Annotated in this window: 19 protein-coding genes; 11 read left to right on the top strand and 8 right to left on the bottom strand. The window is 72.4% G+C overall.

Going from position 1 to position 22,888, the window contains the following annotated elements; genetic code table 11:
* Positions 1-4: 4 nt before the first annotated feature.
* Both ACZ5UI_RS13520 and ACZ5UI_RS13515 read left to right on the top strand, forming a co-directional pair.
* Positions 5-3,001 carry a PD-(D/E)XK nuclease family protein gene (locus ACZ5UI_RS13520; RefSeq protein WP_464187579.1) on the top strand — a complete coding sequence of 999 codons (2,997 nt, stop codon included), beginning with the start codon at positions 5-7 and terminating at the stop codon, positions 2,999-3,001.
* A complete protein-coding gene (locus ACZ5UI_RS13515) occupies positions 2,998-6,567 on the top strand; it encodes a UvrD-helicase domain-containing protein (RefSeq protein ID WP_464187578.1) in 3,570 nt (1,189 codons plus the stop codon). Before ACZ5UI_RS13520 ends, ACZ5UI_RS13515 begins: the two co-directional genes overlap by 4 nt.
* Here the strand turns inward: ACZ5UI_RS13515 and ACZ5UI_RS13510 are convergent.
* Positions 6,560-6,724 carry a hypothetical protein gene (locus tag ACZ5UI_RS13510; RefSeq protein WP_464187575.1) on the bottom strand — a complete coding sequence of 55 codons (165 nt, stop codon included), beginning with the start codon at positions 6,722-6,724 and terminating at the stop codon, positions 6,560-6,562. The two genes, ACZ5UI_RS13515 and ACZ5UI_RS13510, sit on opposite strands and share 8 nt — an antisense overlap.
* Positions 6,725-6,829: 105 nt before the next feature.
* A complete protein-coding gene (locus tag ACZ5UI_RS13505) occupies positions 6,830-7,435 on the bottom strand; it encodes an ANTAR domain-containing response regulator (protein WP_464187573.1) in 606 nt (201 codons plus the stop codon).
* 122 nt (positions 7,436-7,557) lie between these two features.
* Between ACZ5UI_RS13505 and ACZ5UI_RS13500 the strand changes: the two genes are divergently transcribed.
* From ACZ5UI_RS13500 to ACZ5UI_RS13485, 4 genes are all read left to right on the top strand, one after another.
* Positions 7,558-8,304: a SigB/SigF/SigG family RNA polymerase sigma factor gene (locus ACZ5UI_RS13500; protein ID WP_464187571.1), complete on the top strand. Its 747-nt coding sequence runs from the start codon at positions 7,558-7,560 to the stop codon at positions 8,302-8,304.
* Between the two features lie 77 nt (positions 8,305-8,381).
* Complete coding sequence (locus ACZ5UI_RS13495; RefSeq protein ID WP_464187569.1) at positions 8,382-8,603, top strand: hypothetical protein; 222 nt, start codon at positions 8,382-8,384, stop codon at positions 8,601-8,603.
* Between the two features lie 58 nt (positions 8,604-8,661).
* On the top strand, positions 8,662-8,910 hold the full coding sequence (locus ACZ5UI_RS13490; RefSeq protein WP_464187567.1) for a hypothetical protein: 249 nt from the start codon (positions 8,662-8,664) through the stop codon (positions 8,908-8,910).
* A complete protein-coding gene (locus ACZ5UI_RS13485) occupies positions 8,907-10,340 on the top strand; it encodes a flotillin family protein (RefSeq protein ID WP_464187565.1) in 1,434 nt (477 codons plus the stop codon). Before ACZ5UI_RS13490 ends, ACZ5UI_RS13485 begins: the two co-directional genes overlap by 4 nt.
* 6 nt (positions 10,341-10,346) lie before the next feature.
* Here ACZ5UI_RS13485 and ACZ5UI_RS13480 read toward each other — a convergent pair whose 3' ends face one another.
* Positions 10,347-10,856, bottom strand: coding sequence for a ferritin-like domain-containing protein (locus ACZ5UI_RS13480; protein WP_464187563.1), 510 nt, complete (start codon positions 10,854-10,856; stop codon positions 10,347-10,349).
* A 193-nt stretch (positions 10,857-11,049) separates the two neighbouring features.
* Here ACZ5UI_RS13480 and ku point away from each other — a divergent pair, with 193 nt between their 5' ends.
* Together ku and ACZ5UI_RS13470 are read left to right on the top strand one after the other, a co-directional pair.
* On the top strand, positions 11,050-11,916 hold the full coding sequence (gene ku / locus ACZ5UI_RS13475) for a non-homologous end joining protein Ku (RefSeq protein WP_464187561.1): 867 nt from the start codon (positions 11,050-11,052) through the stop codon (positions 11,914-11,916).
* Between the two features lie 14 nt (positions 11,917-11,930).
* On the top strand, positions 11,931-12,974 hold the full coding sequence (locus ACZ5UI_RS13470) for a DNA topoisomerase IB (protein WP_464187559.1): 1,044 nt from the start codon (positions 11,931-11,933) through the stop codon (positions 12,972-12,974).
* Here the strand turns inward: ACZ5UI_RS13470 and ACZ5UI_RS13465 are convergent.
* The 3 genes from ACZ5UI_RS13465 to ACZ5UI_RS13455 all read right to left on the bottom strand — a co-directional run bounded on the left by ACZ5UI_RS13465 (position 12,971) and on the right by ACZ5UI_RS13455 (position 14,183).
* Positions 12,971-13,339: an STAS domain-containing protein gene (locus tag ACZ5UI_RS13465; protein WP_464187557.1), complete on the bottom strand. Its 369-nt coding sequence runs from the start codon at positions 13,337-13,339 to the stop codon at positions 12,971-12,973. The genes ACZ5UI_RS13470 and ACZ5UI_RS13465 overlap by 4 nt on opposite strands.
* A gap of 71 nt (positions 13,340-13,410) precedes the next feature.
* Positions 13,411-13,788: a hypothetical protein gene (locus tag ACZ5UI_RS13460; RefSeq protein WP_464187555.1), complete on the bottom strand. Its 378-nt coding sequence runs from the start codon at positions 13,786-13,788 to the stop codon at positions 13,411-13,413.
* Positions 13,785-14,183, bottom strand: a complete 399-nt coding sequence (locus ACZ5UI_RS13455; protein WP_464187553.1) for an ATP-binding protein — start codon at positions 14,181-14,183, stop codon at positions 13,785-13,787. The genes ACZ5UI_RS13460 and ACZ5UI_RS13455 overlap by 4 nt, the downstream gene beginning before the upstream one ends.
* Before the next feature lie 162 nt (positions 14,184-14,345).
* On the opposite strand from ACZ5UI_RS13455, the gene gltB reads away from it, so the two are divergent.
* Positions 14,346-18,833, top strand: coding sequence for a glutamate synthase large subunit (gene gltB / locus ACZ5UI_RS13450; protein WP_464187550.1), 4,488 nt, complete (start codon positions 14,346-14,348; stop codon positions 18,831-18,833).
* Entirely contained in the window at positions 18,834-20,396 is a 1,563-nt protein-coding gene (locus tag ACZ5UI_RS13445) for a glutamate synthase subunit beta (RefSeq protein WP_464187548.1), read from the top strand.
* Here ACZ5UI_RS13445 and ACZ5UI_RS13440 read toward each other — a convergent pair.
* Positions 20,363-21,325, bottom strand: a complete 963-nt coding sequence (locus ACZ5UI_RS13440) for a type IV toxin-antitoxin system AbiEi family antitoxin domain-containing protein (protein WP_464187545.1) — start codon at positions 21,323-21,325, stop codon at positions 20,363-20,365. The two genes, ACZ5UI_RS13445 and ACZ5UI_RS13440, sit on opposite strands and share 34 nt — an antisense overlap.
* A gap of 46 nt (positions 21,326-21,371) precedes the next feature.
* The gene (locus tag ACZ5UI_RS13435) at positions 21,372-21,830 is read right to left on the bottom strand and encodes a DUF1707 SHOCT-like domain-containing protein (protein WP_464187543.1); all 459 of its coding nucleotides are present in this window, start codon (positions 21,828-21,830) and stop codon (positions 21,372-21,374) included.
* Between the two features lie 47 nt (positions 21,831-21,877).
* Here ACZ5UI_RS13435 and ACZ5UI_RS13430 point away from each other — a divergent pair, with 47 nt between their 5' ends.
* Entirely contained in the window at positions 21,878-22,888 is a 1,011-nt protein-coding gene (locus ACZ5UI_RS13430; protein WP_464187540.1) for a mechanosensitive ion channel family protein, read from the top strand.

Here is a 22,888-nt window from a genome sequence, read left to right as displayed (position 1 = left end):
CGCAATGCCCCTCACGCTGATCACCGGACCGGCCAACTCGGCCAAGGCCCGCGCCGTCCTCGACGGCGTCCGCGCGGCCCTGCATCGCGACCCGCTGCTCGTCGTGCCGACCGCCGAGGACGTCGACAACTACCGGCGCGAGCTGGCCGCCGACGAGCTGGTCATCGGCGCCCGGGTGATGACCTTCGAGCACCTGCTCGATCTCGTCGCCGCGCGGGCCGGTGACGGCCGCCGTCCGCTGGGCGACGTCGCTCGCGAGCGGGTGATGGGCGCGGTGGTGGCGCGGACCGAGCTGCGGGTCCTGCGCGACTCGGCCGCCTCGCCCGGCTTCGCCCGGGCCATGCTGAAGCTCGTCCAGGAGCTGCAGGTCGCGCGCGTGGAGCCCGGTCGGCTGACCGGCGCGCTGCGGGCCTGGGCCGGTGAGGACGCGGGGCGGCTGGCCTACGGCGAGGAGATCGCCGCCCTGTATCGCGGCTACCGGGCCGCGCTGGATCGCCTCGGCCGGCCCGACCAGGAGCGCTGGGCCCTGGACGCCCTGGATCGCCTGCGCGAGACGCCGCGCGCCTGGGGCACGACGCCCGTCTTCTTCTACGGCTTCGACGACCTCACGCCGCTGCAGCGCGAGGCGGTCGACGCGCTGGCCGTCGGCGCGGACGCCGAGGTGTGGGTCTCGCTGACCTTCGAGCGCGGGCGTGCGGCGTTCGCCGGCCGGGCCCGGTTGGTGGCCGATCTGGAGCCGCTGGCCAGCCACGGCCGCCGCCAGGAGATGGCGCCCGACGACCAGTTCTACGCGCCCGCGGCGCGCACCGCGCTGCACGCGCTGGAGCGGCGCCTGTTCGAGGACGACGAGCTCGCGCTGGTGCCCGCCGGCGAGGCGGTCGCGCTGCTGCAGGCCGGCGGCGAGCGGGCCGAGGCCGAGCTGGTGGCCAGCGAGGCGCTGGCGCTGCTGCGCGCCGGCGCCCGGCCGGAGGAGGTGGCGATCGTCACCCGCAGCCTGGACGAGCAGGCGCCGCTGCTGGAGAGCGTCCTGGCCGCGTTCGGCGTCCCGTTCGCGCTGCGGCGCAGCGTGCCGCTCGGCCATCTGCCGCTGGGCCGCGCGCTGATCGCCCTCCTGCGCTGCGCGTTGCTGGAGGGCAGCGCGGCCGACCTGCTCGCCTACCTGCGCGGGCCCGGCGTCCTGCGCGATCCCGCCGCCGTCGACGTGCTCGAGCGCGAGGTCCGGCGGTCCGGCACCGAGTCGGCCGAGGACGCGATCGAGCTGTGGCAGCGCGAGGCGCCGTTCGCGATCGGCAAGCTCCGGCGCGCGTCCGACCAGGGCGTCGTGGCCTTGTGCGAGGCGCTGATCGACGAGACCGGGCGGATGGTCACGCAGGCGATGGTCGCGCTCGCGCCCGGGTTGCCGGGCTCGGGCGATCCGGCCCGGCCGCCGCTGCTGGACGCCGGCGCGCGCGAGCTGGCCCAGGCCGGGGCGTGCGCGCGCGCGGCGCTGACCGAGCTGCTGGGGCTGAGCCGGGCCGCCGCGCCGTTCGCGCCCGACGCCCAGGAGCTGGTCGCGCACCTGGAGGGCGTCGTCGTGCCGGTCGGCGACGCGCCCGGCCCCGGCCGCGTCACGGTGTGCGATCCGCTGGCCCTGCGCGCCCGCCGCGTCCGCGCGCTGATCCTCTGCGGGCTGCAGGAGGGCGCCTTCCCGCGGCCCGGCACGCCCGAGCCGTTCCTGTCCGACGACGACCGGCGCGAGCTGGCCAAGGTGTCGGGCATCGTGCTGCCCCAGCGCGAGGACCCGCTGGCCGACGAGCGCTACCTGTTCTACGCGGCCGTCTCGCGTCCGGTGCAGCGGCTCGTGCTGTCCAGCCGCAACGCCGACGACGACGGCGACCCCGTGATCGCCTCGTTCTTCCTGGACGACGTGCGCGCGATCGTCGACGCGCCCGTGGTGCGCCGCCGTCCGTTGGGCGCCGTGGCGTGGGAGCAGGAGCCGCCGACCGTGCGCGAGGCCGCGCGGGTGGCCGCGGAGGCCGCGCCGCCGCGCGCGCCCGAGCCGATCGCGCCCCTGCGCACGGAGCCCGTGCTGGACGCGCTGCGCGGGCGGCCGCACTGGTCGCCGTCGGCGCTGGAGAGCTGGGCCGCCTGTCCGGTCAAGTGGTTCGTCGAGCGCTATCTGAACCTCGACGACCTGGAGCCCGACTCCGAGTACCTGGCCCGCGGCTCGATCGCCCACGAGGCGCTGGAGCGCACGCTGCGCGAGCTGCGCGCGCAGACCGGGTCGGCCAAGGTCACGCCGGACTCGCTGCCGATCGCGCACGACCTGCTGCGCGAGGCGCTCGAGCTGGCCGCCGCGCGCACGCCGCTGTCGCCCAGCCCCGAGCGCCTGGCCGCCGGTACGCGTCGCCTGGAGGCCGACCTGGAGCGCTACCTGGACGCGTCGGCCCGCGACGGTAGCGCGTACGAGCCACGCCACATCGAGGTCAGCTTCGGCTTCCAGCCCGATGAGTCGCACGCCGACGAGCTGGCCGGGGAGGGCGTCTACCTGCCCGACGTCGTGCTCGAGGCGCCCGACGGCCCCGTCGCGCTGCGCGGGCGGATCGACCGCGTCGACGTCGATCCGACCGGGACGAAGCTGCAGGTGATCGACTACAAGACCGGGCGCGTGGTGGCCGGCAACCGCTGGATCCAGGACAACGTCTTCCAGGCCGCGATCTACCTGAAGGCCGCCGCCGACCACCTCGACCTCGAGCCCGTGGGCGCCTTCTACCAGCCGCTGTCGGCCAACGACGCGCGCCGCCGCGGCCTGATCGACAAGGAGGCCGATCCCGACCTCGACGCCGTGCCCACCGATCGCAAGCCCGCCGACGCCGTGCGGGCCACGCTCGACGCGGTGCTCGAGCTGGCCGCGGCCGCCGCGGCCCAGGCCCGTTCGGGCGCGCTGGAGCCGCGACCGGAGACGTGCACCAGCCGGGGCTGCGCCTTCCCGGGCCTGTGCCGCTGCGAGGTCGCGGCGTGAGCGGCGAGCTGACCCTGTTCGACCTCGACGCGCTGGACGGCGGCGAGGTGCAGGCCTCGCGCGTGGAGCCGCCGGTCGAGCCCGCCGCGCAGGCCCCCGGCCACGACCGCTTCACCCCGGCGCAGGCCGCGGCGATCGCGCAGCGCGACCATTCGCTGCTGCTGTCGGCGGCGGCCGGCTCGGGCAAGACCTCGGTGCTGGTCGAGCGCTTCGTGCGCGCGGTGCTCGACGACGAGATCGACCCCGGCCGGATCCTGGCCATCACGTTCACCGACAAGGCGGCGGGCGAGCTGCGCGAGCGCATCCGCCGCCGTTTCGAGGAGATCGGGACGACGCACGCGCGGGCGGCCGCGCGGGCCACCGAGGGCGCGTTCGTCTCGACGATCCACGGCTTCTGCTCGCGCCTGCTGCGCGCGCACCCGCTGGCCGCCGGGCTCGATCCCGGCTTCGCGGTGCTCGACGAGCCCCGCGCCGCGCGGCTGCGGGAGGGCGCGTTCGCCGAGGCGCTGCGCGGGTTCCTGGCCGACGGCGGCCCCGATGCCCTGGATCTCGTCGCCGCCTACCGGGCCGACGCGCTCACGCTGGCCATCCCCGCCGCCCACGACGAGCTGCGCAGCCGCGGCCAGGGGCTGCCGCATCTGCCCGAGGTGCCGCGCCGGCCGCCGCCCGACGCCGAGCGCACCGCGCTGGCCGCGGCGCGCGCCGCCCTGGCCGCCGAGCTGGCCGACGCGCGCGACTCCAAGCTGGTCGACGACGCGCGCGCCGCGCTGGACCGCTGCGCGCGCTTCCTGGAGGACGTGGAGACCGGCGTCGTGCCCTGGCCCGGGCGCATGCGCGCGCTGGACATCGCCTGCGGCCGGGCCGCCGCGCTGGACACCGCGCCCTGCCACGCCTACGTCGAGGCGCGCGACGCCTTCGAGAAGGCCTGCGCCGACCACCACGCCGCGCGCCACGTCGTCCTGTTCGACGACCTGCTGCGGCGCTTCGGGGCCGCCTACGCGCAGGCCAAGGCGGCCCGCGGCGTCCTGGACTTCGACGATCTGGAGCTGCGCGCCCGCGACCTGCTGGCCGAGCATCCCGCGGTGCGCGCCGTGTGGCGCGAGCGCTTCGCCCTGGTCATGGTCGACGAGTTCCAGGACACCAACCAGCGCCAGCTCGAGGTGCTGCGCTCCATCGAGAACGACCAGCTGTTCAGCGTGGGCGACGAGTTCCAGTCGATCTACGGCTTCCGCCACGCCGACGTGCAGATCTTCCGCGACCGCCGCGAGGCGCTGTCGGCGCGCGGCCTGGCGCTGCGCCTGGAGGAGAGCTTCCGCTGCGACCCGGAGATCCTGGCCGCGGTCAACGCCGCGTTCGCCGAGCGCTTCGGGGAGCACTTCGCGCCGCTGCGCTCGCCCCGCGGACCCGCGCCGCTGGACGTCCCGCGCGTCGAGCTCCTGCTCACCGACCTGGAGGGGTGGGAGGACATCGACCTGGGCGACACGCTGCCGCGCGTGTCCGACGGGCGCAAGGCCGAGGCGCGCCTGCTCGCACAGCGGCTGCGCGAGCTGGTCGACCGCGGCGAGGCGGCGCCCGGGGACATGGCCGTGCTCGTGCGCGCGGCCGCCTCGATGCCGGTGATCGAGCGCGCGCTGGCCGACGTGGGCCTGCCCTGCCTGGCCACCGCGGGACGCGGCTTCTGGACCCGCCAGGAGGTCCTGGACCTGATGGCCTATCTGGCGGCGCTGGCCAACCCGCTCGACGAGACCGCGCTGCTGACCGTGCTCGGCTCGCCGCTGTGCGGGGCCAGCTCCGATGCGCTGGCGCTGGTCATCCAGGACGCGCGCAGCCGCCGCGAGCCGGTGTGGCCGACGCTGCGGGGCGCACCGCCGGCCGACGCGTCGCCGCAGGACGCGCGTCGCCTGGCCGCCTTCGCCGCGCGCTTTGGCGCCGAGCGCGCCGCGATCCCCCGCCGGCGGCTGGACGAGCTGCTGGAGCGGGCGATCGCCGCGTCCGGATACGACCTGACCGTGCTCGGGCTGGCCGGTGGCGCGCGGCGCCTGGCCAACGTCGACAAGCTGCTGCGCCTGGCCCGCGGCTTCGAGGCGGCCGAGGGGCGCGATCTGCGCGCGTTCGTCGAGCACGCGGCCGCGCTGGAGGCCGCGCAGAAGCGCGAGCCGGAGGCGGCGGTCGAGGATCCCGACCTCGACGCCGTGCGGCTGATGACGGTCCACGCGGCCAAGGGGCTGGAGTTCGGGGTCGTCGCGGTCGCCGACCTGGGCCGCCCGCCCAACCGCACGAGCCCGCTGCTGCAGGTCGACGGCGACCGCGTCGGCCTGCGCCTGTCGCTCCTGGACGGCGCCAAGTCGACGCCCGCGCTGGACTTCAACGCGCTGGAGGCCGAGCGCCGCGAGCGCGAGTCGGCCGAGGAGAAGCGCGTGCTCTACGTGGCGCTGACCCGGGCCAAGCACCGGCTGGTGCTGAGCGGCTCGATCGGCAACCTGGCCACCGGCGGCAGCCCGCTGACCTGGCTGGGGCCCGCGCTGGTGCCCGATCTGGTCGAGCGCTTCACGGCCGAGTCACCCGCGCCCGACGCGCGCATCGGCGGCGACGGGTTCGAGCTGGCGCTGTCGATCTCCACGCCGGCCACCTTCGGCACCGTCCTGCGCGCCGCGTTCGCCGCGCCGGTCGACACCGCGGCCACCGGCTCGGGCGCGGGTCCGCGCGCCCCCGAGGCGACGCCGGCCGTCGCGCCCGCGGCCGTCGGCCCGCCGCTGGGCGCCGACACCACCCTCAGCTACACGTCGCTGGCCGAGTACCTGCGCTGCGGCTACCGGTTCTACGTCCAGCGCATGGTCGGCCTGCCCGACCAGGCCGCGCCGCCGGGCCTGCTGCTCGGCGCCCAGGAGCAGGCCGGCCGGCTCGACGCGCGCGTGCGCGGACGCGTGGTCCACGCGCTGCTGGAGGAGCTCGACTTCGGCGCGGGCTCCGCGGCGCGCGCGCCGGACGCCGAGCGCATCCGCGCGCTGGTGCGCCGCGAAGGCGCGGCGGCGGCCGACGCGGACCTCGTCGAGATCGTGCGCCTGGTCGGCGCGTTCGTGGCCAGCGTGCCCGCCCGGCGGCTGGCGGCGGCCCGGCGGCTGCGGCGCGAGCACGCGTTCGCCTTCACGCTGGGCGACCGGCTGATGGTCGGCGCGATCGACGCCCTCGCGGTGGAGGACGACGGCACCTGGCTGATCGTCGACGCCAAGACCGATCGGCTGGAGGATCCGTCGGCCGATCTGGAGGCGCTCGTGCAGCGCGACTACGGCATGCAGCGCGAGCTCTACGCGCTGGCGGCGCTGCGGGCCGGAGCCGAGCGCGTCGAGGTGGTGCACCTCTACCTCCAGCGGCCCGACCGGCCGGCGACGGCGTCCTACGCCGCCGCCGATGCCGGGCAGCTCGAGGCCCGCCTGGAGGAACGGACCGCAAGCCTGTCGCGGGGCGAGTACCCGTTGACCGAGCACCCGCACGCGGCGTTGTGTGCGACCTGCCCGGCGCGGGGCGGGCTGTGCCCGTACCCGCCCGAGCGGACGCTCGCTACCTAGCGGTGCGGCCGCGGCCCCAGCCGCCGGCGCCGGTGCCGATGCCACCGATCAGGACGAGGATCGCGGCGACGATGCCGACGATGACTGGAAGTCCGAGAACGCTGCACAGCCAGAAGACCAGTGCGGCGACCAGGACGGCGATGAGAATGCCGATCATGTGATGCATCCCTCCTCTAAGGGGGTGGTTGGCGCCGGATTTCCCCGGTTTGGCACATTGCCAACCACCTATTTGCGCGAGCAACCTCCTGGCTGGTCAGCCAGATCAGGAGCGCAGGAGCGCGTGGCCGTCGCTGACCGCCTGGGCGACGACGACGACGGTCCGGCCCTGGGAGCGGGCGTGGGTCCTGAGGCGCTCGAACGCGTCCCGTTCGCCGATGCCGAAGCGTTCCATGAGGATGCCCTTGGCCCGCTCGATCACGGCGCGCCGGGCCAGCGCGGTCTCCAGCTGGTCGACCTGCTCGGCCAGCGCGCGGCGCTCGGCGGAGCGGCGCATGGCCACCTCGATGGCCGCCTGAACGGCCTCGGGACGGGGCGGCGCGGCGACCGCGTCCAAACCGCGTTCGGCCGCTTCCTGGGCGAATGATGCATCAGGATCGCTCGCAACGGCGATTACGGGGCCGGTGGCGTATTCCGAAATCTCGTCGATCAGCTCGAGCGCGTGGGCGGTGTCGTCGTGCAGCACGACGACGGCCAGGTCCGGCTCGTCGCGGGCGATCTCCTCGGCTGCCTCGCGGACGCCGACGGCCAGCGCGGTGACCTCGTGCCCCAGGCCCTCCAGGAGCGTCACGGTCGAGGCCAGCGCATCGCGGTCCTCGTCGGCCGCGAGAATGCGCAGCTCTGCACCGGAATATTGGCCCTCGGCGGTCATCCTGGGCGGTAGTCTCTCATGCGAGTCGGCCCAGACCCCCGTCGACCTCGCGCTCATCGCACCCCAGCAAACGGTGCGGATCCGCCCAGCCGCCGCGAGGTGCCGCCATTCCTAGCAACGCCATGCCTGACCCCGCTCGTGTGGACGACACGCTGTTCCCGCGCGCCCAGGCCGGCGACCCTGCCGCGCGAGAGGCCCTGGTCGAGCGGTTCCTGCCGCTCGCCCGCCAGCTCGCGCGCCGCTACCAGCGCGCCGACGAGCCGCTCGACGATCTCATCCAGGTCGCCTCGCTGGGCATGCTCAAGGCCATCGACCGCTTCGATCCCGAGCGGGGCATCGCGTTCAGCTCCTACGCGGTGCCGACCATCCTGGGCGAGCTCAAGCGCCACTTCCGCGACCGCACCTGGTCGGTGCGCGTCCCACGCGACCTCCAGGAGCTGGCGCTGCGCGTCGACCGCGCCGTCGGCGAGCTGAGCCGCGAGCTGCGCCGCGCGCCGTCGGTGGCCGAGATCGCGCAGGCCACCAACGCCAACGAGGAGCAGGTGCTGGAGGCGCTGGAGGCGGGCGCCGCGTACCGCGCCTCGTCGCTGTCGGCGCCGCGGGCCGGGGACGACGAGGCGGGGGAGACGGTCGGTGACGCGCTGGGCGACGACGACGGCGGCTTCGGCCTGGCCGAGGACCGCGCGACGCTCTCCAAGCTGCTGCGCACGATCGGCCCACGCGAGCGCGAGGTGCTGCGCCTGCGCTTCGTCGAGGATCTGACGCAGGCGGAGATCGGCGAGCGCATCGGCGTCTCGCAGATGCAGATCAGCCGCATCATCCGCCAGTCGTTGGCGCGACTGCGATCGGTGGCGGACTCCGAGGGGTAGGGAAGGCGTCGAGAGCCGGGCGACGGCATCCGCGCCGCGGAGGTTGGCTCCACGCCGCTGGGGGAAACCTGAAGGGCATGCACATGGAAGTCCCGCAGCCCTCGACGCCCCTCGAGGTGCCCCAGCCGGTCGAGCCGGTCACCCCCGTCGTCCCCGACGCACCGGTGCAACCGGCGGTGCCGGACGCGCCGGTCACGCCGATCGATCCGACGCCTCCGCAGGAGGAGCCCGGTCAGCCGGCCGAGCCGTCGCCGGTGCCCACGGAGCCCGATCCGGAGCCCGCGCCCGACGCCGAGTAAGGGGAACTCGTTCGTTCCACTACGCTGACGCGCTCAGCGCCCAGGCGCTGCGCGACACATGTCCTCCAGCAGCGACTCCCCGGTAGGGCTCGTCGGGCGCATCAGCCGCCAGGGCGCCATCCGTCCCGGGCGGACGGGGGAGGTCATCGTCGGCATCCGTGGCGGGACCGAGGCCTTCCTGGCCCGGGACGTCGACGGGGGCGCGATCGACGCTGACGTCGAGGTCGTGGTCGTCGAGTACGAACCCCCGCGCGCCGTCCTGGTGGCGCGCCTCTACGACGTTCCCCCGGAGGAACCCCAGCAATGAGCTCCTTGCTCGTCATCGTGATCGCGGTCGCCGCGGTCGTCGTCGTCGGCGTCATCCTTTTCTCGATCCTGTGGAAGGTCCCGGCGGCCGACGAGGCGTTGATCATCACCGGGCTGGGTGTGCGTTCGCGAGGCAGCCGGGCGCCGCTGGAGCTCGGCCCCGACGGCCAGCCGACCGCGGCCGCCGCGGCCAACGTGAAGTCGTTCAAGATCATCACCGGCGGTGGCGCGCTGGTCCTGCCGATCCTCCAGAAGGCCCAGTACCTGTCGCTGCGGGCCGACTCGGCCGAGCTGGCCGTCGACGGCGTCGACAAGCAGAAGATCCCGGTCGGCGTGAAGGGCGTGGCGATCTTCAAGGTGGGCGACGACGACCAGTCGATCACCAACGCCGCCACGCGCTTCCTGGACGACCAGCCCGGCCAGAACGGGCAGATGCACAACCTCGTCAAGGAGGTCTTCCACGGGCACCTGCGCTCGATCATCGGCGGGCTGTCGGTCGAGGACCTGATCGCCAACCGCAACGAGCTGGCCCAGGAGACGCGCGACGCGTCGGTCTCGGAGATGCAGAAGCTGGGCCTCGTGGTCGACTCGATGCAGATCCAGGAGATCGTCGATCCGACCGGCTACATCAAGGCGCTCGGCGAGCCCCGCACCGCCGAGGTGATGAAGTCGGCGCGCATCGCGCAGGCGTCCGCCGACCGCGAGGCGACCGAGCGCGAGCAGGAGGCGGCCACGCTGCGCGCCGCCGCCGAGCGCGACACCGCGATCAAGCTGGCCGCGTTCAAGGCCGAGCGCGACCGGGCCGAGGCCGAGGCCGCGCAGGCGGGGCCGCTGGCCGACGCGTCCGCGCGCAAGCAGGTCGTCGTGCAGGAGACCGAGGTGGCCAACCTCGAGGCCGAGCGCGAGGAGAAGCGCCTGGACACGCAGGTGCGCAAGCCGGCCGACGCCGAGGCCTATCGCGCGCAGGTCGAGGCCGAGGGCCAGCGGGCGGCGCGCATCGCCCTGGCCGAGGCGGCCAAGCGGGAGATCGAGCTGAAGGCGGAGGCCGACGCGCGCCGCACGGAGATCGTCGGTCAGGCCGAGGCCAACGCGGTCAAGGCTCGCGGCGAGGCCGACGGCTCCGCGGTGCGGGCCAAGGGCCTGGCCGAGGCCGAGGCGATCGCCAAGCGCGCCGAGGCGCTGGAGCAGGAGGCCGACGCGGTCATCGGCCAGCAGATCGCCGAGAAGCTGCCCGAGATCGTGGCCGCGGCCGCCGGGGCGTTCTCGCACGTCGACAACCTGACGATCCTCAACGGCGCCCAGGGCGTCGGCGAGGTGATGAACCAGGTGATCGCCCAGGCCGGGCCAGCGCTGCAGCTGGCCCGGGACACCCTGGGCGTCAACGGGAACGGCAACGGCAAGCGGACGAGCGACAAGCCGCCCGCGCCGTAGCCGCGCTCAGGCCTTGCCTTCGGCCTCGTACTCGCGCAGGAAGCCCTCGAACAGGCGCCGGTGGCCCTCCTCGTCGCGGAGGATGGCGATCACCATGTCGTTGGTCACGGGGTCGTGCTCGTCGGTGAACTCGATGATCTCGTTGTAGAAGTCGATCGCGCCGGACTCGGCCTCGATCACGCCCTTGATGACGTGCACGATGTCGGTCTGCGCCTCCGGCGGCTGCAGGTAGCTCTGCTCGGCCTTGAACTCCAGCGAGCCGGGCACGACGCCGTACAGCTCCTTGATGCGGGCGGCGAACGACTGGGCGTGGCCGAGCTCCTCCTGGATGTCGGCCCGCAGCGACTCGATGATCTCCTGCGCGCGGACGCCGTCGGGGTTGACCGAGTTGGTGATGTAGCTCATCACGGTCTCGATCTCCATCCAGTACGCCTTCTTGAGCATCTCGACGATCTGCTCGCGTTCGTCGGTCTTGTCGTCGCCGAGAATGCCGTGATACGTGGTGCGGGTGGCCATGGCCGGGTCTCCTGGTTTTCGGACAGCGGGGGCGAGGTAGTCGCCTCGTAGTCCCCGATTGCCCCACCGAGGAGAAGCGAACCCACGTGGCTGAAGATCGGAACGGACGCCCGATCGCGATCCGCGGGGCCAACGCCGCCTGACAGAAGTCCTGCGCGCGCGGCGCGGCGAATCGGGTATCACTTCGAGTCCCATGCCGCGCGCGATCTGGACCGGCGCCATCAGCTTCGGGCTCGTCACCGTGCCCGTCCGGCTGTACAGCGCCGTCAACCGCAAGACCGTCCGCTTCAACCAGCTCGACTCGACCGACAACGGCCGGATCGCGCAGAAGCGGGTCAACCCACGCACGGGCGAGGAGGTCCCCTACGACCGCCTGGTCAAGGGCTTCGAGATCGCGCCCGACGCGTACATCGTGATCAGCGACGAGGAGCTCGACTCGCTCGAGCCCGAGAAGACGCGCACGATCGACATCGAAGACTTCGTCGAGGAGTCGGAGATCCCGCCGATCTTCTACGACCACCCGTACTACCTCGCGCCCGGCCCGGGCGGGGCCAAGCCGTACAAGCTGCTGCTCGACGCGATGGCCGAGACCGGCAAGGTGGCCATCGCCCGCGTCGTGATCCGCTCCAAGGAGAGCCTGGTGGCGATCCGCCCGTCCGGCGACGCGCTGGAGATGTCGACGATGCTGTTCGCCGACGAGGTCAACGACCCGTCGCGCATCGACGAGCTGGCGGCCACCGACGACGTCAAGACGACGGAGAAGGAGCTGGCGATCGCCAAGCAGCTCGTCGACTCGCTGGCCGGGCCCTTCGAGCCCGACAAGTACCACGACGAGTACCGCGAGCAGATCCTGGCCATGATCGAGCGCAAGGCGGCCGGCGAGGAGATCGCCATCGCCGAAGCGCCCGAGGCCGAGCCGGCCGAGGTGCCCGACCTGATGGCGGCGCTGCAGGCCAGCCTCGACGCCGTCCGTGGGACCAGCGCTCCGGCGCCGAAGGCCAAGGCGGCGTCCGGGCCGGCCAAGAAGCCCGCCCGTCAGAAGTCCGCGTCGAAGGGGTAACCGGTCACGGCCCTATGGCCGTCACGACGACTCACCCCTCCCGCGCCCGCCTACGGCGCTCCGATCTGACCGTTCCCGGCCTCACGCGGCGCAAGCGTGGGCGCGGGTTCTCCTACGTCGATCCCGACGGCGTGACCGTCACCGACGACGAGATCCTGGCCCGCATCGCCGAGCTGGCGATCCCACCGGCCTGGGCCGACGTGTGGATCTGCCCGTACCCCGGCGGCCACATCCAGGCCACCGGCATCGACGCGGCCGGGCGCAAGCAGTACCTCTACCACCCGCGCTGGCGCGCCCGCCGCGACCAGCAGAAGTTCGACGACATGGTCGCCTTCGCGCGCGCGCTGCCGGCCCTGCGCGAGCACGTCGAGGCGGACCTGGCCGAGCTCGACGGCGCGCCGACGCGCGCCCAGGTGCTGGCCGGCGCGGTGCGCCTGCTGGACCGCGGCTTCTTCCGGATCGGCTCGGAGGACTACGCGGTCACCAACGAGACCTACGGCCTGGCCACGATGCGCAAGGAGCACGTGACCGTCAACGGCGAGGTGCTGTCGTTCGACTATCCCGCCAAGTCGGGCAAGCAGCGCGTGCAGTCGGTCGTCGATCCCGAGATCGCGACGCTGGTCGCGACGCTCAAGCGCCGGCGGGGTGGAGGCGACGAGCTGCTGGCCTACCGGGAGGGCCGCCGCTGGGCCGATGTCCGGTCGGCCGACATCAACGCCTACCTCAAGGACGTCACCGGCGCCGACATCTCGGCCAAGGACTTCCGCACCTGGGGGGCGACGGTGCTGGCCGCCGTGGCCGTGGCCGTGTCCGGCGCGGCCGCCGAGACGAAGACCGCGCGCAAGAGGGTGGTCACGCGCGCGGTGAAAGAGGTCGCGTTCTACCTGGGCAACACGCCCGCGGTCGCGCGCGCCTCCTACATCGACCCGCGCATCTTCGACCGCTACCAGGACGGCAAGTCGATCGAGGGCGTGCTCGACCAGCTCGGCGCCGACCCCGACGACACGGCCATCCAGGGCCCGGTCGAGGTCGCCGTGCTCGAGCTGATCGACGACTAGGACGAAGCGGGTTCGGCGTCCAGCGCCGCGATGGCGCTGTCGAGCTCGCCGACGATCGTGAAGATCTGGTCCAGGCCCGTGATCTCGAACGTCTTGGCGATGTTCTGATCGACGTTGATGATGACCAGCGCGCCGTCGCGGGTGCGCAGGCGCTTGACCGCGCCGATCAGGACGCCGAGCGCGGTGGAGTCGAGGAACGTCGTCTGCGTCAGATCGACGACGATCCGCGTCTTGCCACCTTCGATGGCGTCGGTGAGCTTCTGCTTCAGCTCGGGTGCGGTGAAGAGATCGATCTCGCCCCGAACGGCCACGACGTGGCGCTCGGCGTCGATCGCGTCTTCAGTGAGTGCAAATTCCGGGGGCATCTGGCGGGCATTGTGGCAGGTTGCTGGCGATCTCTGTCAAATCGCCACCGTGCCAGGAGGGTGGTTGAGCGTTAGCCGAAGCTCAAGCGCACGACGAGCTCGTTGTCTTCGACGCGCACGTCGTCGGCGATCCGTTCGAGGACATTGCCCACGCCGGGGAGCGCGGCATCGCTGACGAGGCCGTCGCCGCCGCCGGGAGCGAGGTCGAGCACGCGCAACTCGAGGCCGTCGGTGCTGGCGGTCAGGCGGACGGTCAGGTGCCCGTCGGCCGAGCGGTTCGGGGCGGAGGCGGCGATCGCGTCGGCCACGAGCAGCGCGTCGTCGAGGCGGTCGACCGGGCACTGGGCGCGCGCGGCGAGCATGCCCACGACGCGCGACAGGACCGGGGCCACGAGCGGCCCCTGCACGACCTTGACGGTCGCGGTGTTGGCGGTCGGCGCGTCCGTCACGACTCGACCGGGACCTGCTCCAGGCGGAAGACCATGGTGACCTCCGTGCGATCGTCGGGCGTCTTGCCCAGCTCCAGGGACTCCGTCAGCGTGGCGATCAGCGGCAGCCCGAGACCGAGGCCCGGTGAGTCGGGACGCGGCACGATGCCCAGGCCCTCGTCGCGGACGGTCACGCGCAGCGCGTCGCCGTCGACGCTCGCGGCCACTTCCATCGGCCCTTCGCCCTCGCCGTAGGCGTGCACGACGACGTTGGTGCACGCCTCGGTCACGGCGAGCTTGACGTCCGACAACGTCTGGGGGTGCAGCGCGAGCGCCTCGCCGAGGCCGCCAAGGGCATGGCGAACCACCGCGACGTTTTCGGCGCGTGCAGGCAGGGTGAGCTGAACGTCGGCCATACGCTGGAATCCTCTGTGCCCGCCGGACGTGAGCTTCAACCCCCGTTCGGCTGTTTGGCGAAGCGCAAGGTACCGGTTTGGCCGCTCTTTGGGATGGCGCCTCAATGCTCTAGGCTTTCTCGCTCCGCCTGAGCTGCTCGCCTGCCGCCGGAGCACTTCCATATGACCGACCGACTTAAGCCGCCTACGGCCCAAGGGCTGTACGACCCTCGCTACGAGCACGACGCGTGTGGCGTCGCCCTCGTCGCACGTCTCGACAACGTCTCCAGCCACGAGGTGGTTCAGAAAGCGCTGCTGGCGCTCGAGAACCTGGAGCATCGCGGTGCCGCCGGGGCCGACAAGCACACGGGCGACGGCGCGGGGATCCTGCTGCAGATGCCCGACCGCTTCCTGCGCGAGGTCGTCGACTTCGAGCTGCCGCCGGTCGGCCAGTACGGCGTGGCCATGTGCTTCCTGCCCACCGACCCCGCGCGCCGGCAGAAGATCGAGCAGATGCTCGAGCTCAACGCGCGCGTGGAGGGCCAGCAGGTGCTCGGTTGGCGCGACGTGCCGATCGACGAGGCGCACGTCGGCTCGACCGCGAACCGCTCGCGGCCACATATTCGCCAGTTCTTCGTCGGGGCCGGCCCGGGCTTCGGCACCGATCAGGACGCCTTCGAGCGCAAGCTCTACGTGATCCGGCGCGTCTGCGAGCTGGCCGCCGGCCCCGACTTCTACGTCGCCTCGTTCTCGTCGCGCACGCTGGTCTACAAGGGGATGCTGATCTCCTACCAGGTGGCGCAGTTCTTCCCCGACCTGGTCGACGAGCGCATGGAGAGCGCGATGGGCTTGGTCCACTCGCGCTTCTCGACCAACACGTTCCCCTCCTGGGAGCTGGCGCACCCCTACCGCGTGATCGCCCACAACGGCGAGATCAACACGCTGATGGGCAACGTCAACTGGATGCGTGCTCGCGAGTCGCAGCTGGCCAGCGAGCTGTTCGGCCGCGACCTGCCCAAGGTCATGCCGATCGTCCGCCCCGGCGGCTCGGACTCGGCCACCTTCGACAACGTGCTCGAGCTGCTGATGCTCTCGGGCCGCTCGCTGCCGCACGCGGTGATGATGATGATCCCCGAGGCCTTCGCCGGCCGCGAGGACCTGACCGACGAGCTGCAGGCCTTCTACGAGTTCCATGCCTCGTTCATGGAGCCGTGGGACGGCCCCGCCGCCGTCTGCTTCACCGACGGCAACGTGATCGGCGCCACGCTCGATCGCAACGGCCTGCGCCCCGGGCGCTGGGTCGAGACGCATGACGGCTGGCTGGTCCTCGGCTCGGAGGCGGGTCTGCTGGGCATCACGCCCGACCGGGTCAAGCGGCTGGGCCGGCTGCAGCCGGGCAAGATCTTCCTCGTCGACCTGGCCCAGGGCCGCATCGTCGAGGACGAGGAGGTCAAGCGCGACGTCTCCACGCAGGCGCCCTACCGCCAGTGGATCGACGAGCAGGCCGTGCACTTCGAGGACCTCCCCGACGCGCACGTCACCCTGACCGGGCAGCTGCCGGTCTACAAGCGCCAGCTGGCCTTCGGGTACTCCCAGGAGGACCTGCGCGTGCTGATCGCGCCGATGGCCAACGACGCCGCGGAGCCGATCGGCTCGATGGGCAACGACAACGCGCTCGCCGTGCTGTCCGATCGCCGGCCGCCGCTGTTCTCCTACTTCAAGCAGCTGTTCGCGCAGGTCACCAACCCGCCGATCGATCCGATCCGCGAAGAGGTCGTCATGTCCCTGGCCAGCGCGATCGGGCCCGAGGGCAACCTGCTCGAGCCGTCGCCCGAGCACGCGCACCAGCTCGTGCTCCAGCAGCCGATCCTGCGCAACCTCGAGCTCGAGAAGCTCAAGGAGTCCGGGCACGAGATCTTCGAGACCTACACGCTGGACATGACCTGGCCGATCGAGGCGGGTCCCGAGGGCATGGGCGCGCGCCTGGCCGAGGCATGTGACGAGGCCTACAACGCGCTGCAGGCCGGCGCCAACGTGCTGATCCTGTCGGATCGCCGCATGGGCAAGGAGCGCGCGCCGATCCCGGCGCTGCTGCAGGTCTCGGCCATCCATCACCACCTCGTGCGCGCCGGCAACCGCCTGCAGTGCTCGCTGGTGCTGGAGTCGGGCGAGCCGCGCGAGGTCCATCACATGGCCACGCTGATCGGCTTCGGCTGCGGCGCGATCAACCCGTACCTGCTGTTCGACACCGTCGACACGATGTTCGCCGAGGGCCGGCTGAAGGTCGACAGCGACGACCAGGCCGAGCGCAACGTGGTCAAGGCGATCGGCAAGGGCCTGCTCAAGACGATCTCCAAGATGGGGATCTCGACGATCCAGTCCTACTGCGGCGCGCAGATCTTCGAGGCCGTCGGCCTGGAGAAGGAGCTGATCGACCGCCACTTCACCGGCACCGCCTCGCGCATCGGCGGCATCGGCATCGACGTGCTGGCCCAGGAGGCGCTGGACCGCCACACGCGCGCCTTCCCGGCCCCCGAGGGCGACGTGCTGCCCGTCGGCGGCGTCTACGCCTGGCGGCGCGACGGCGAGCACCACATGTGGAACCCGGAGACGATCGCGCTGGTGCAGCATGCGGTGCGGTCCCAGAACGGGGATGCGCAGGCCAAGTACGACGAGTTCGCGGCGATGGTCAACAACGACGCCACGCGCCGCGCGACGCTGCGCGGGCTGATGACCTTCCGCACCGACGGCCTGGAGCCGATCGACATCTCCGAGGTCGAGCCGTCCAAGGAGATCGTCAAGCGCTTCGCCACCGGCGCGATGTCGCTGGGCTCGATCTCGCGCAACGCGCACGAGACGCTGGCCCAGGCCATGAACCACCTCGGCGGCCGCTCGAACACGGGTGAGGGCGGCGAGGACCCGGTGCGCTTCCTGGACGACCGCCGCTCGGCGATCAAGCAGGTCGCCTCGGGCCGCTTCGGCGTGACGATCCACTACCTGGTCAACGCCGACCAGCTGCAGATCAAGATGGCCCAGGGCGCCAAGCCCGGCGAGGGCGGCCAGCTGCCCGGCCACAAGGTCGACAAGTACATCGGCGGCATCCGCCACTCGACGCCCGGTGTCGGCCTGATCTCGCCGCCGCCGCACCACGACATCTACTCGATCGAGGACCTCAAGCAGCTGATCTACGACCTGCGCTGCGCGAACCCGACGGCGTCGGTGTCCGTGAAGCTCGTGGCCGAGGTCGGCGTGGGCACCGTCGCGGCAGGCGTGGCCAAGGCCAACGCCGACCACGTCCTGATCGCCGGCCACGACGGCGGCACCGGCGCGTCGCCGCTGTCGTCCATCCAGGCCGCGGGCGTGCCCTGGGAGATCGGCCTGGCCGAGACCCAGCAGACGCTGCTGCTCAACGACCTGCGCTCGCGCATCACCGTCCAGACCGACGGCCAGCTGAAGACCGGCCGCGACGTGGCCATCGCCGCGATGCTCGGGGCCGACGAGTTCGGGTTCTCGACCGCGCCGTTGATCGCGACGGGCTGCATCATGATGCGCGCCTGTCACCTGAACACGTGCCCGGTGGGCATCGCCACGCAGGACCCGGAGCTGATCAAGCGCTTCCAGGGCCAGCCCGAGCACGTGATCAACTACTTCTTCTTCGTGGCCGAGGAGCTGCGCGGCATCATGGCCTCGCTGGGCATCCGCTCGCTGGAGGAGCTGACCGGCCGGGCCGACCTGCTCGTCGCCGACCAGGCGATCGAGCACTGGAAGGCCCGCGGCATCGACCTGAGCGCGCTGCTGGCCGTGCCGGAGCTGCCCGAGGGCACCCCGCGCCGCCGCGTGCGCCCGCCGGAGCCGGTCCTCGACGATGCGCTGGACTGGGATCTGGTCAAGCAGGCCGAGCCGGCGCTGGCCCGCTCCGAGCGCGTCACGCTGGAGCACACGATCCGCAACGTCAACCGCTGCGTCGGGGGCATCCTGTCCTCGCACATCGCCCAGGCGCACGGCAGCGAGGGCCTGCCCGAGGGCACGATCGACGTGACCTTCAAGGGGTCCGCCGGGCAGTCGTTCGGCGGCTGGCTGGCCCCGGGCGTCTCGTTCACGCTGTTCGGGGACGCCAACGACTACACCGGCAAGGGCCTGTCGGGCGGCGTGCTCGCCGTGCGGCCGCCCGAGGGCGTCACCTACCCGGCCGAGGACAACGTGATCATCGGCAACACCGTGCTGTACGGCGCGACCGACGGCCGCGCGTTCTTCCGCGGCCTGGCCGGCGAGCGCTTCGGCGTGCGCAACTCGGGCGCCAGCGCGGTGGTCGAGGGCGTCGGCGACCACGGCTGTGAGTACATGACCGGCGGCCGCGTCGTCGTGCTGGGCCCGACCGGGCGCAACTTCGCCGCGGGCATGAGCGGCGGCCTGGCCTTCGTGCTCGACGAGGACGGGACGTTCAAGTCCCGCGTCAACCCGACGGCGCACGGTGATCTGATGGCGCTCGACGAGGGCGACCTGATCGAGGTGCGCGACCTGATCGCCGAGCACGTGCAGCGCACCGGTTCGCCGGTCGGCCAGCGCGTGCTCGACGAGTTCGAGACGCTCGCCGAGTCGTTCGTCAAGGTGTTCCCGGCCGACTACCGGCGGGTGCTGGAGCAGATGGAGCAAGAGGAAGTGGCGGCGTAGATGGGCAAGGTCGGAGGGTTCCTGCAGGTCTCGCGTCACGGGATCATCGAGCGGCCACCCGAGGAACGCGCCCATGACTACAAGGAGTTCGTCCTTCAGCGCCCCGACGCGGAGCTGAGCGACCAGGGCGCGCGCTGCATGGAGTGCGGCGTGCCGTTCTGCCACAACGGCTGCCCGCTGGGGAACCTGATCCCCGACTGGAACGACCTCGTCTACCGCGACCGCTGGCAGGACGCGATCGTCCAGCTGCACGCGACGAACAACTTCCCCGAGTTCACCGGCCGCCTGTGCCCGGCGCCCTGCGAGGCCGCCTGCGTGCTGGAGATCCGCGAGGGCGACGCGGTCACGATCAAGCAGATCGAGAACTCGATCATCAACCGCGCCTGGGACGAGGGCTGGATCGAGCCGCGCCCGCCCAAGCCGGAGTTCGAGAGCGGCCGCTCGGTCGCCGTCATCGGCTCGGGCCCGGCCGGCATGGCCGCCGCTCAGCAGCTGCGCCGCATCGGCCACCGGGTCGTGCTGTTCGAGCGCGACGAGGCGATGGGCGGACTGATCCGCTTCGGCGTGCCGGACTTCAAGATCGAGAAGTGGATCGTCGAGCGCCGCGTGCAGCAGTTGGCGGCCGAGGGCGTGGAGATGCGCCCGGGGGTCGACGTGGGCGTCGACGTCACCGTCGACGAGCTGCGCGACGACTTCGACGCGATCGTGCTGGCCACCGGCTCGCGCGTGCCCCGCGACCTGCCCGTCGAGGGCCGCGAGCTGGGCGGTGTCCACTACGCGATGGAGTACCTGTACGGCCGCAACCGCTGGGTCGCGTCCGTCGAGGGCCCCGAGCCGCTCGGCGAGGTCGATCCCGCGCTGATCGCCCCGATCACCGCCGAGGGCAAGCACGTCGTGGTCATCGGCGGCGGCGACACCGGCGCGGACTGCGTCGGCAACTCGATCCGCGAGGGCGCGCTGTCGGTCACGCAGATCGAGATCCTCGACCGCCCGCCGGAGCATCGCCCGGACGACAAGACGCCGTGGCCGCTGTGGCCGATCAAGTACCGCAAGTCCTACGCCGCCCAGGAGGGCGAGGCGCTGCGCGAGGACAACGAGCTGTCGTTCACGCAGGACTACGCGGTGGCCACGCTGCGCTTCGAGGGCGACGAGAGCGGCGTCAAGACGATGCACATCGCGGACGCCGAGAACTTCCAGCCCGTCGAGGGGACCGAGAAGACCCTGCCGGCCGACCTCGTGCTGCTGGCCATGGGCTTCCTGCACCCCGATCCCGAGCTGCTCGGCCAGCTCGACGTGGCCAAGGACCCGCGCGGCAACGTGAAGGCGTCGACCTACGCGACCAGCGAGACCGGCATCTTCGCCGCCGGCGACGCCCGCCGCGGCCAGTCGCTGATCGTGTGGGCGATCAACGAGGGGCGCCAGTGCGCGCGCGTCGTCGATCGCTTCCTGCGCGAGGACCTGCCGCCGCGCGACACGGTCTACTCCGGCAACGTGTCGGGCGCCGACGAGGGCCCTGAGGGTCCGCCCAGTCACGCGCAGGGCGGACTGCTCGGCTCCGAGTAGAGCGCCTGCGCGATCCGGTCGACGACCCAGGTGGGTTCGTCTTCGAGTTGGATCCAGGTGAAGGGCAGGACGGTGTAGCCGAGCGCGCTGAGGGTGGTGATGCGGCGGCGGTCGGTTTCGAAGGCGGCGCGGGTCTTGTGGAAGGCGTAGCCGTCGAGCTCGGCGATGGTCTGGGCGTGGGGCCAGTAGAGGTCGATCTCGTAGCCGTGGTGGTAGGTGTTCACGCTTGGCGTGGGCAGACCGGCGTTTCTGATGAGTCTGAGTGCGATGCGTTCGAGCTCGGAGCGGGTGAAGTGGGGCTCGGGGCGCAGGCGTCTGAGCGCTTGGCGGAGCTCGTCGGTTCCGCGATGGCGTGCGCCGGTGCGGACGACGTGGTCGAAGCAGCGCAGATCGAAGAGGCCGAGCTCTTCGGTGCGTTGGAGTGCGTGGTCGAGGCGTTTGGGGGTGAGGCGGGGTGCGAGGTCCAGGCAGGTGCGCGCGACGGTGGTGATCGGGATGCCGCGGTGGGTCGTGACGTCGCGGGGGTCCAGCGTCATGCGGTGGACGTCGACGCTGCGTAGGGTGCGTCCGCCGGCGCGTGGGGTGATGACCTCGTGGCGGGCGCGGGCGCTGTGGTGAAAGCCCCACACGCCCGAGGCCGAGCGGATCGCCAGGATCGCGCCGTCGCCGCAGGCCAGGACGGCGGCCAGCGCGTAGGCGTCGGGTTTGAGGGCGGTGTGGCCGTAGGCGTAGACGCCGCGGTGCATGCGCACCAGCCGCCGGGCGGCGACGTGGCGCTTGATCTGATCGACGCTGACGCCGGCGGCGATCAGCTGCCGGCGGGCGACGACGCCCCATTGGGCGGCGGCCAGCGCGGCGACCGGGTCCAGATTGGCGACTTTGGGGCGCTGGGCGCCCGTTTCTCGCCAATCTGGAAGGTGCACGGCCATGCGCCCACGATCGCGCGGGCCGTGTCACGGAACAAGACGCGTGCGGTTACGAATCTCCGCGGCCGCTGGAGCCCGAGCCCCAGCCCGCGAACATCCCCGCGACCATGCCCAGGGCCCAGAAGCCGATCGGGAAGATCGGCCAGAAGAACTGAAGCGAACCGCTGGCGATGCAGGTGATGGCCCAGATGCCGACGAGCAGCACGGAGGTGCCCGCCCACGAGCCCCAGCGCAGGCGCCAGTTGGCGCCGTCGCCCTGCGGATCGACGACCGCCGCGGGCGCAGCGGCCGGGGCTGGGGCTGGGGCCGGCGCGGACGACGGCGCCGGCGCGAGGTCGGCGGTCAGCGGCGCGAGCTCGCCGAAGGTCTTGGCCGCGTAGGCCTTCCCGAGGCGATCTTCGAGCTCGTCGGTGTCCAGCCGGCCGTCCTCGCGGGCGGCACGTAGCTGGGACGCGACCACCTCGCGATCGGCGTCGGAGGCGCGCAGCTGAGGGTCAGAACCGGTCACGAAGTGGCGACGGTACCAAGACAGCACCCCGCTACGGTGCTTCGTCGATGCTGTTCGCCGCCACATCCGCCCAGCAGCTCAGCGACGCCTGCGGGACCGACCCCAGCTGGCTGTGCCGCACCAGCCTCGACGTCACCGGCAACGAGACCGCGGCCCGGGTCATCGACGCCGTCCTGGGCAAGCCCCTGGCCATCGTCGCGATCGTCGTCGTCGCGCTGATCATCAACCGCATCGCCCGCCGGGCGATCAAGCGCGGCCTGCGCACGCTGAACTCCGGCGCGGTCAAGGAGCGCCTGGGCGCCGTCCGACGGGCCACGCCCGACGCCCTGCTCGAAACCGGGGAGACGAGCCTCAGAGCCGAGCAGCGCATCGAGGCGCTGGGCTCCGTCCTGGGCAGCGTCACCAGCTTCGTCGTGTTCGTCACCGCCGGCCTGATGATCCTCGGCGAGCTGGGCATCAACCTGGCCCCGCTGCTGGCCGGCGCGGGCATCGTCGGCATCGCGCTGGGCTTCGGCGCGCAGTCGCTGGTCAAGGACTTCCTGTCGGGCATCTTCATCCTCGTCGAGGACCAGTTCGGCGTCGGCGACATCGTCGACCTCGACCAGACCACGTCGGGCACGGTCGAGGCCGTCAGCCTGCGCACGACCCGCCTGCGCAGCGTCGACGGGACCGTGTGGCACGTGCCCAACGGCGACATCCGCCGCGTGGGCAACATGAGCCAGCACTGGTCGCGCGCGCTGCTGGACCTCGAGGTCGCCTACGGCACGGACATCGAGCACGCCAAGACGGTCATCGAGCGCATCGCCAACGAGGTCGCCCAGGAGGACGATGCCATCCTGGAGCCGCCCGACCTGTGGGGCGTCGAGCAGCTCGGCGCGCACAGCGTGACCCTGCGCCTGGTGGTCAAGACCACGCCGTCGGAGCAGTGGCGCGTCAGCCGCCTCCTGCGCGAGCGCATGAAGGCGGCCTTCGACGCCGAGGGGATCGAGATCCCGTTCCCCCAGCAGCAGGTCTGGTACCGGCCCGCGGACGAGCCGGCCCAGACCAACGGCGGGTAG

The organism is Conexibacter sp. JCM 18997, from assembly GCF_055391915.1.
This window is presented reverse-complemented; position numbering and strand designations above follow the sequence as displayed.

Coding starts and splice junctions, on each gene's coding strand:
- ACZ5UI_RS13520 (WP_464187579.1), top strand. CDS start 5: ATGCCCCTCACGCTGATCACCGGACCGGCCAACTCGGCCAAGGCCCGC.
- ACZ5UI_RS13510 (WP_464187575.1), bottom strand. CDS start 6,724: ATGATCGGCATTCTCATCGCCGTCCTGGTCGCCGCACTGGTCTTCTGG.
- ACZ5UI_RS13505 (WP_464187573.1), bottom strand. CDS start 7,435: ATGACCGCCGAGGGCCAATATTCCGGTGCAGAGCTGCGCATTCTCGCG.
- ACZ5UI_RS13500 (WP_464187571.1), top strand. CDS start 7,558: ATGCCTGACCCCGCTCGTGTGGACGACACGCTGTTCCCGCGCGCCCAG.
- ACZ5UI_RS13495 (WP_464187569.1), top strand. CDS start 8,382: ATGCACATGGAAGTCCCGCAGCCCTCGACGCCCCTCGAGGTGCCCCAG.
- ACZ5UI_RS13490 (WP_464187567.1), top strand. CDS start 8,662: ATGTCCTCCAGCAGCGACTCCCCGGTAGGGCTCGTCGGGCGCATCAGC.
- ACZ5UI_RS13485 (WP_464187565.1), top strand. CDS start 8,907: ATGAGCTCCTTGCTCGTCATCGTGATCGCGGTCGCCGCGGTCGTCGTC.
- ACZ5UI_RS13480 (WP_464187563.1), bottom strand. CDS start 10,856: ATGGCCACCCGCACCACGTATCACGGCATTCTCGGCGACGACAAGACC.
- ku (WP_464187561.1), top strand. CDS start 11,050: ATGCCGCGCGCGATCTGGACCGGCGCCATCAGCTTCGGGCTCGTCACC.
- ACZ5UI_RS13470 (WP_464187559.1), top strand. CDS start 11,931: ATGGCCGTCACGACGACTCACCCCTCCCGCGCCCGCCTACGGCGCTCC.
- ACZ5UI_RS13465 (WP_464187557.1), bottom strand. CDS start 13,339: ATGCCCCCGGAATTTGCACTCACTGAAGACGCGATCGACGCCGAGCGC.
- ACZ5UI_RS13455 (WP_464187553.1), bottom strand. CDS start 14,183: ATGGCCGACGTTCAGCTCACCCTGCCTGCACGCGCCGAAAACGTCGCG.
- gltB (WP_464187550.1), top strand. CDS start 14,346: ATGACCGACCGACTTAAGCCGCCTACGGCCCAAGGGCTGTACGACCCT.
- ACZ5UI_RS13445 (WP_464187548.1), top strand. CDS start 18,834: ATGGGCAAGGTCGGAGGGTTCCTGCAGGTCTCGCGTCACGGGATCATC.
- ACZ5UI_RS13440 (WP_464187545.1), bottom strand. CDS start 21,325: ATGGCCGTGCACCTTCCAGATTGGCGAGAAACGGGCGCCCAGCGCCCC.
- ACZ5UI_RS13430 (WP_464187540.1), top strand. CDS start 21,878: ATGCTGTTCGCCGCCACATCCGCCCAGCAGCTCAGCGACGCCTGCGGG.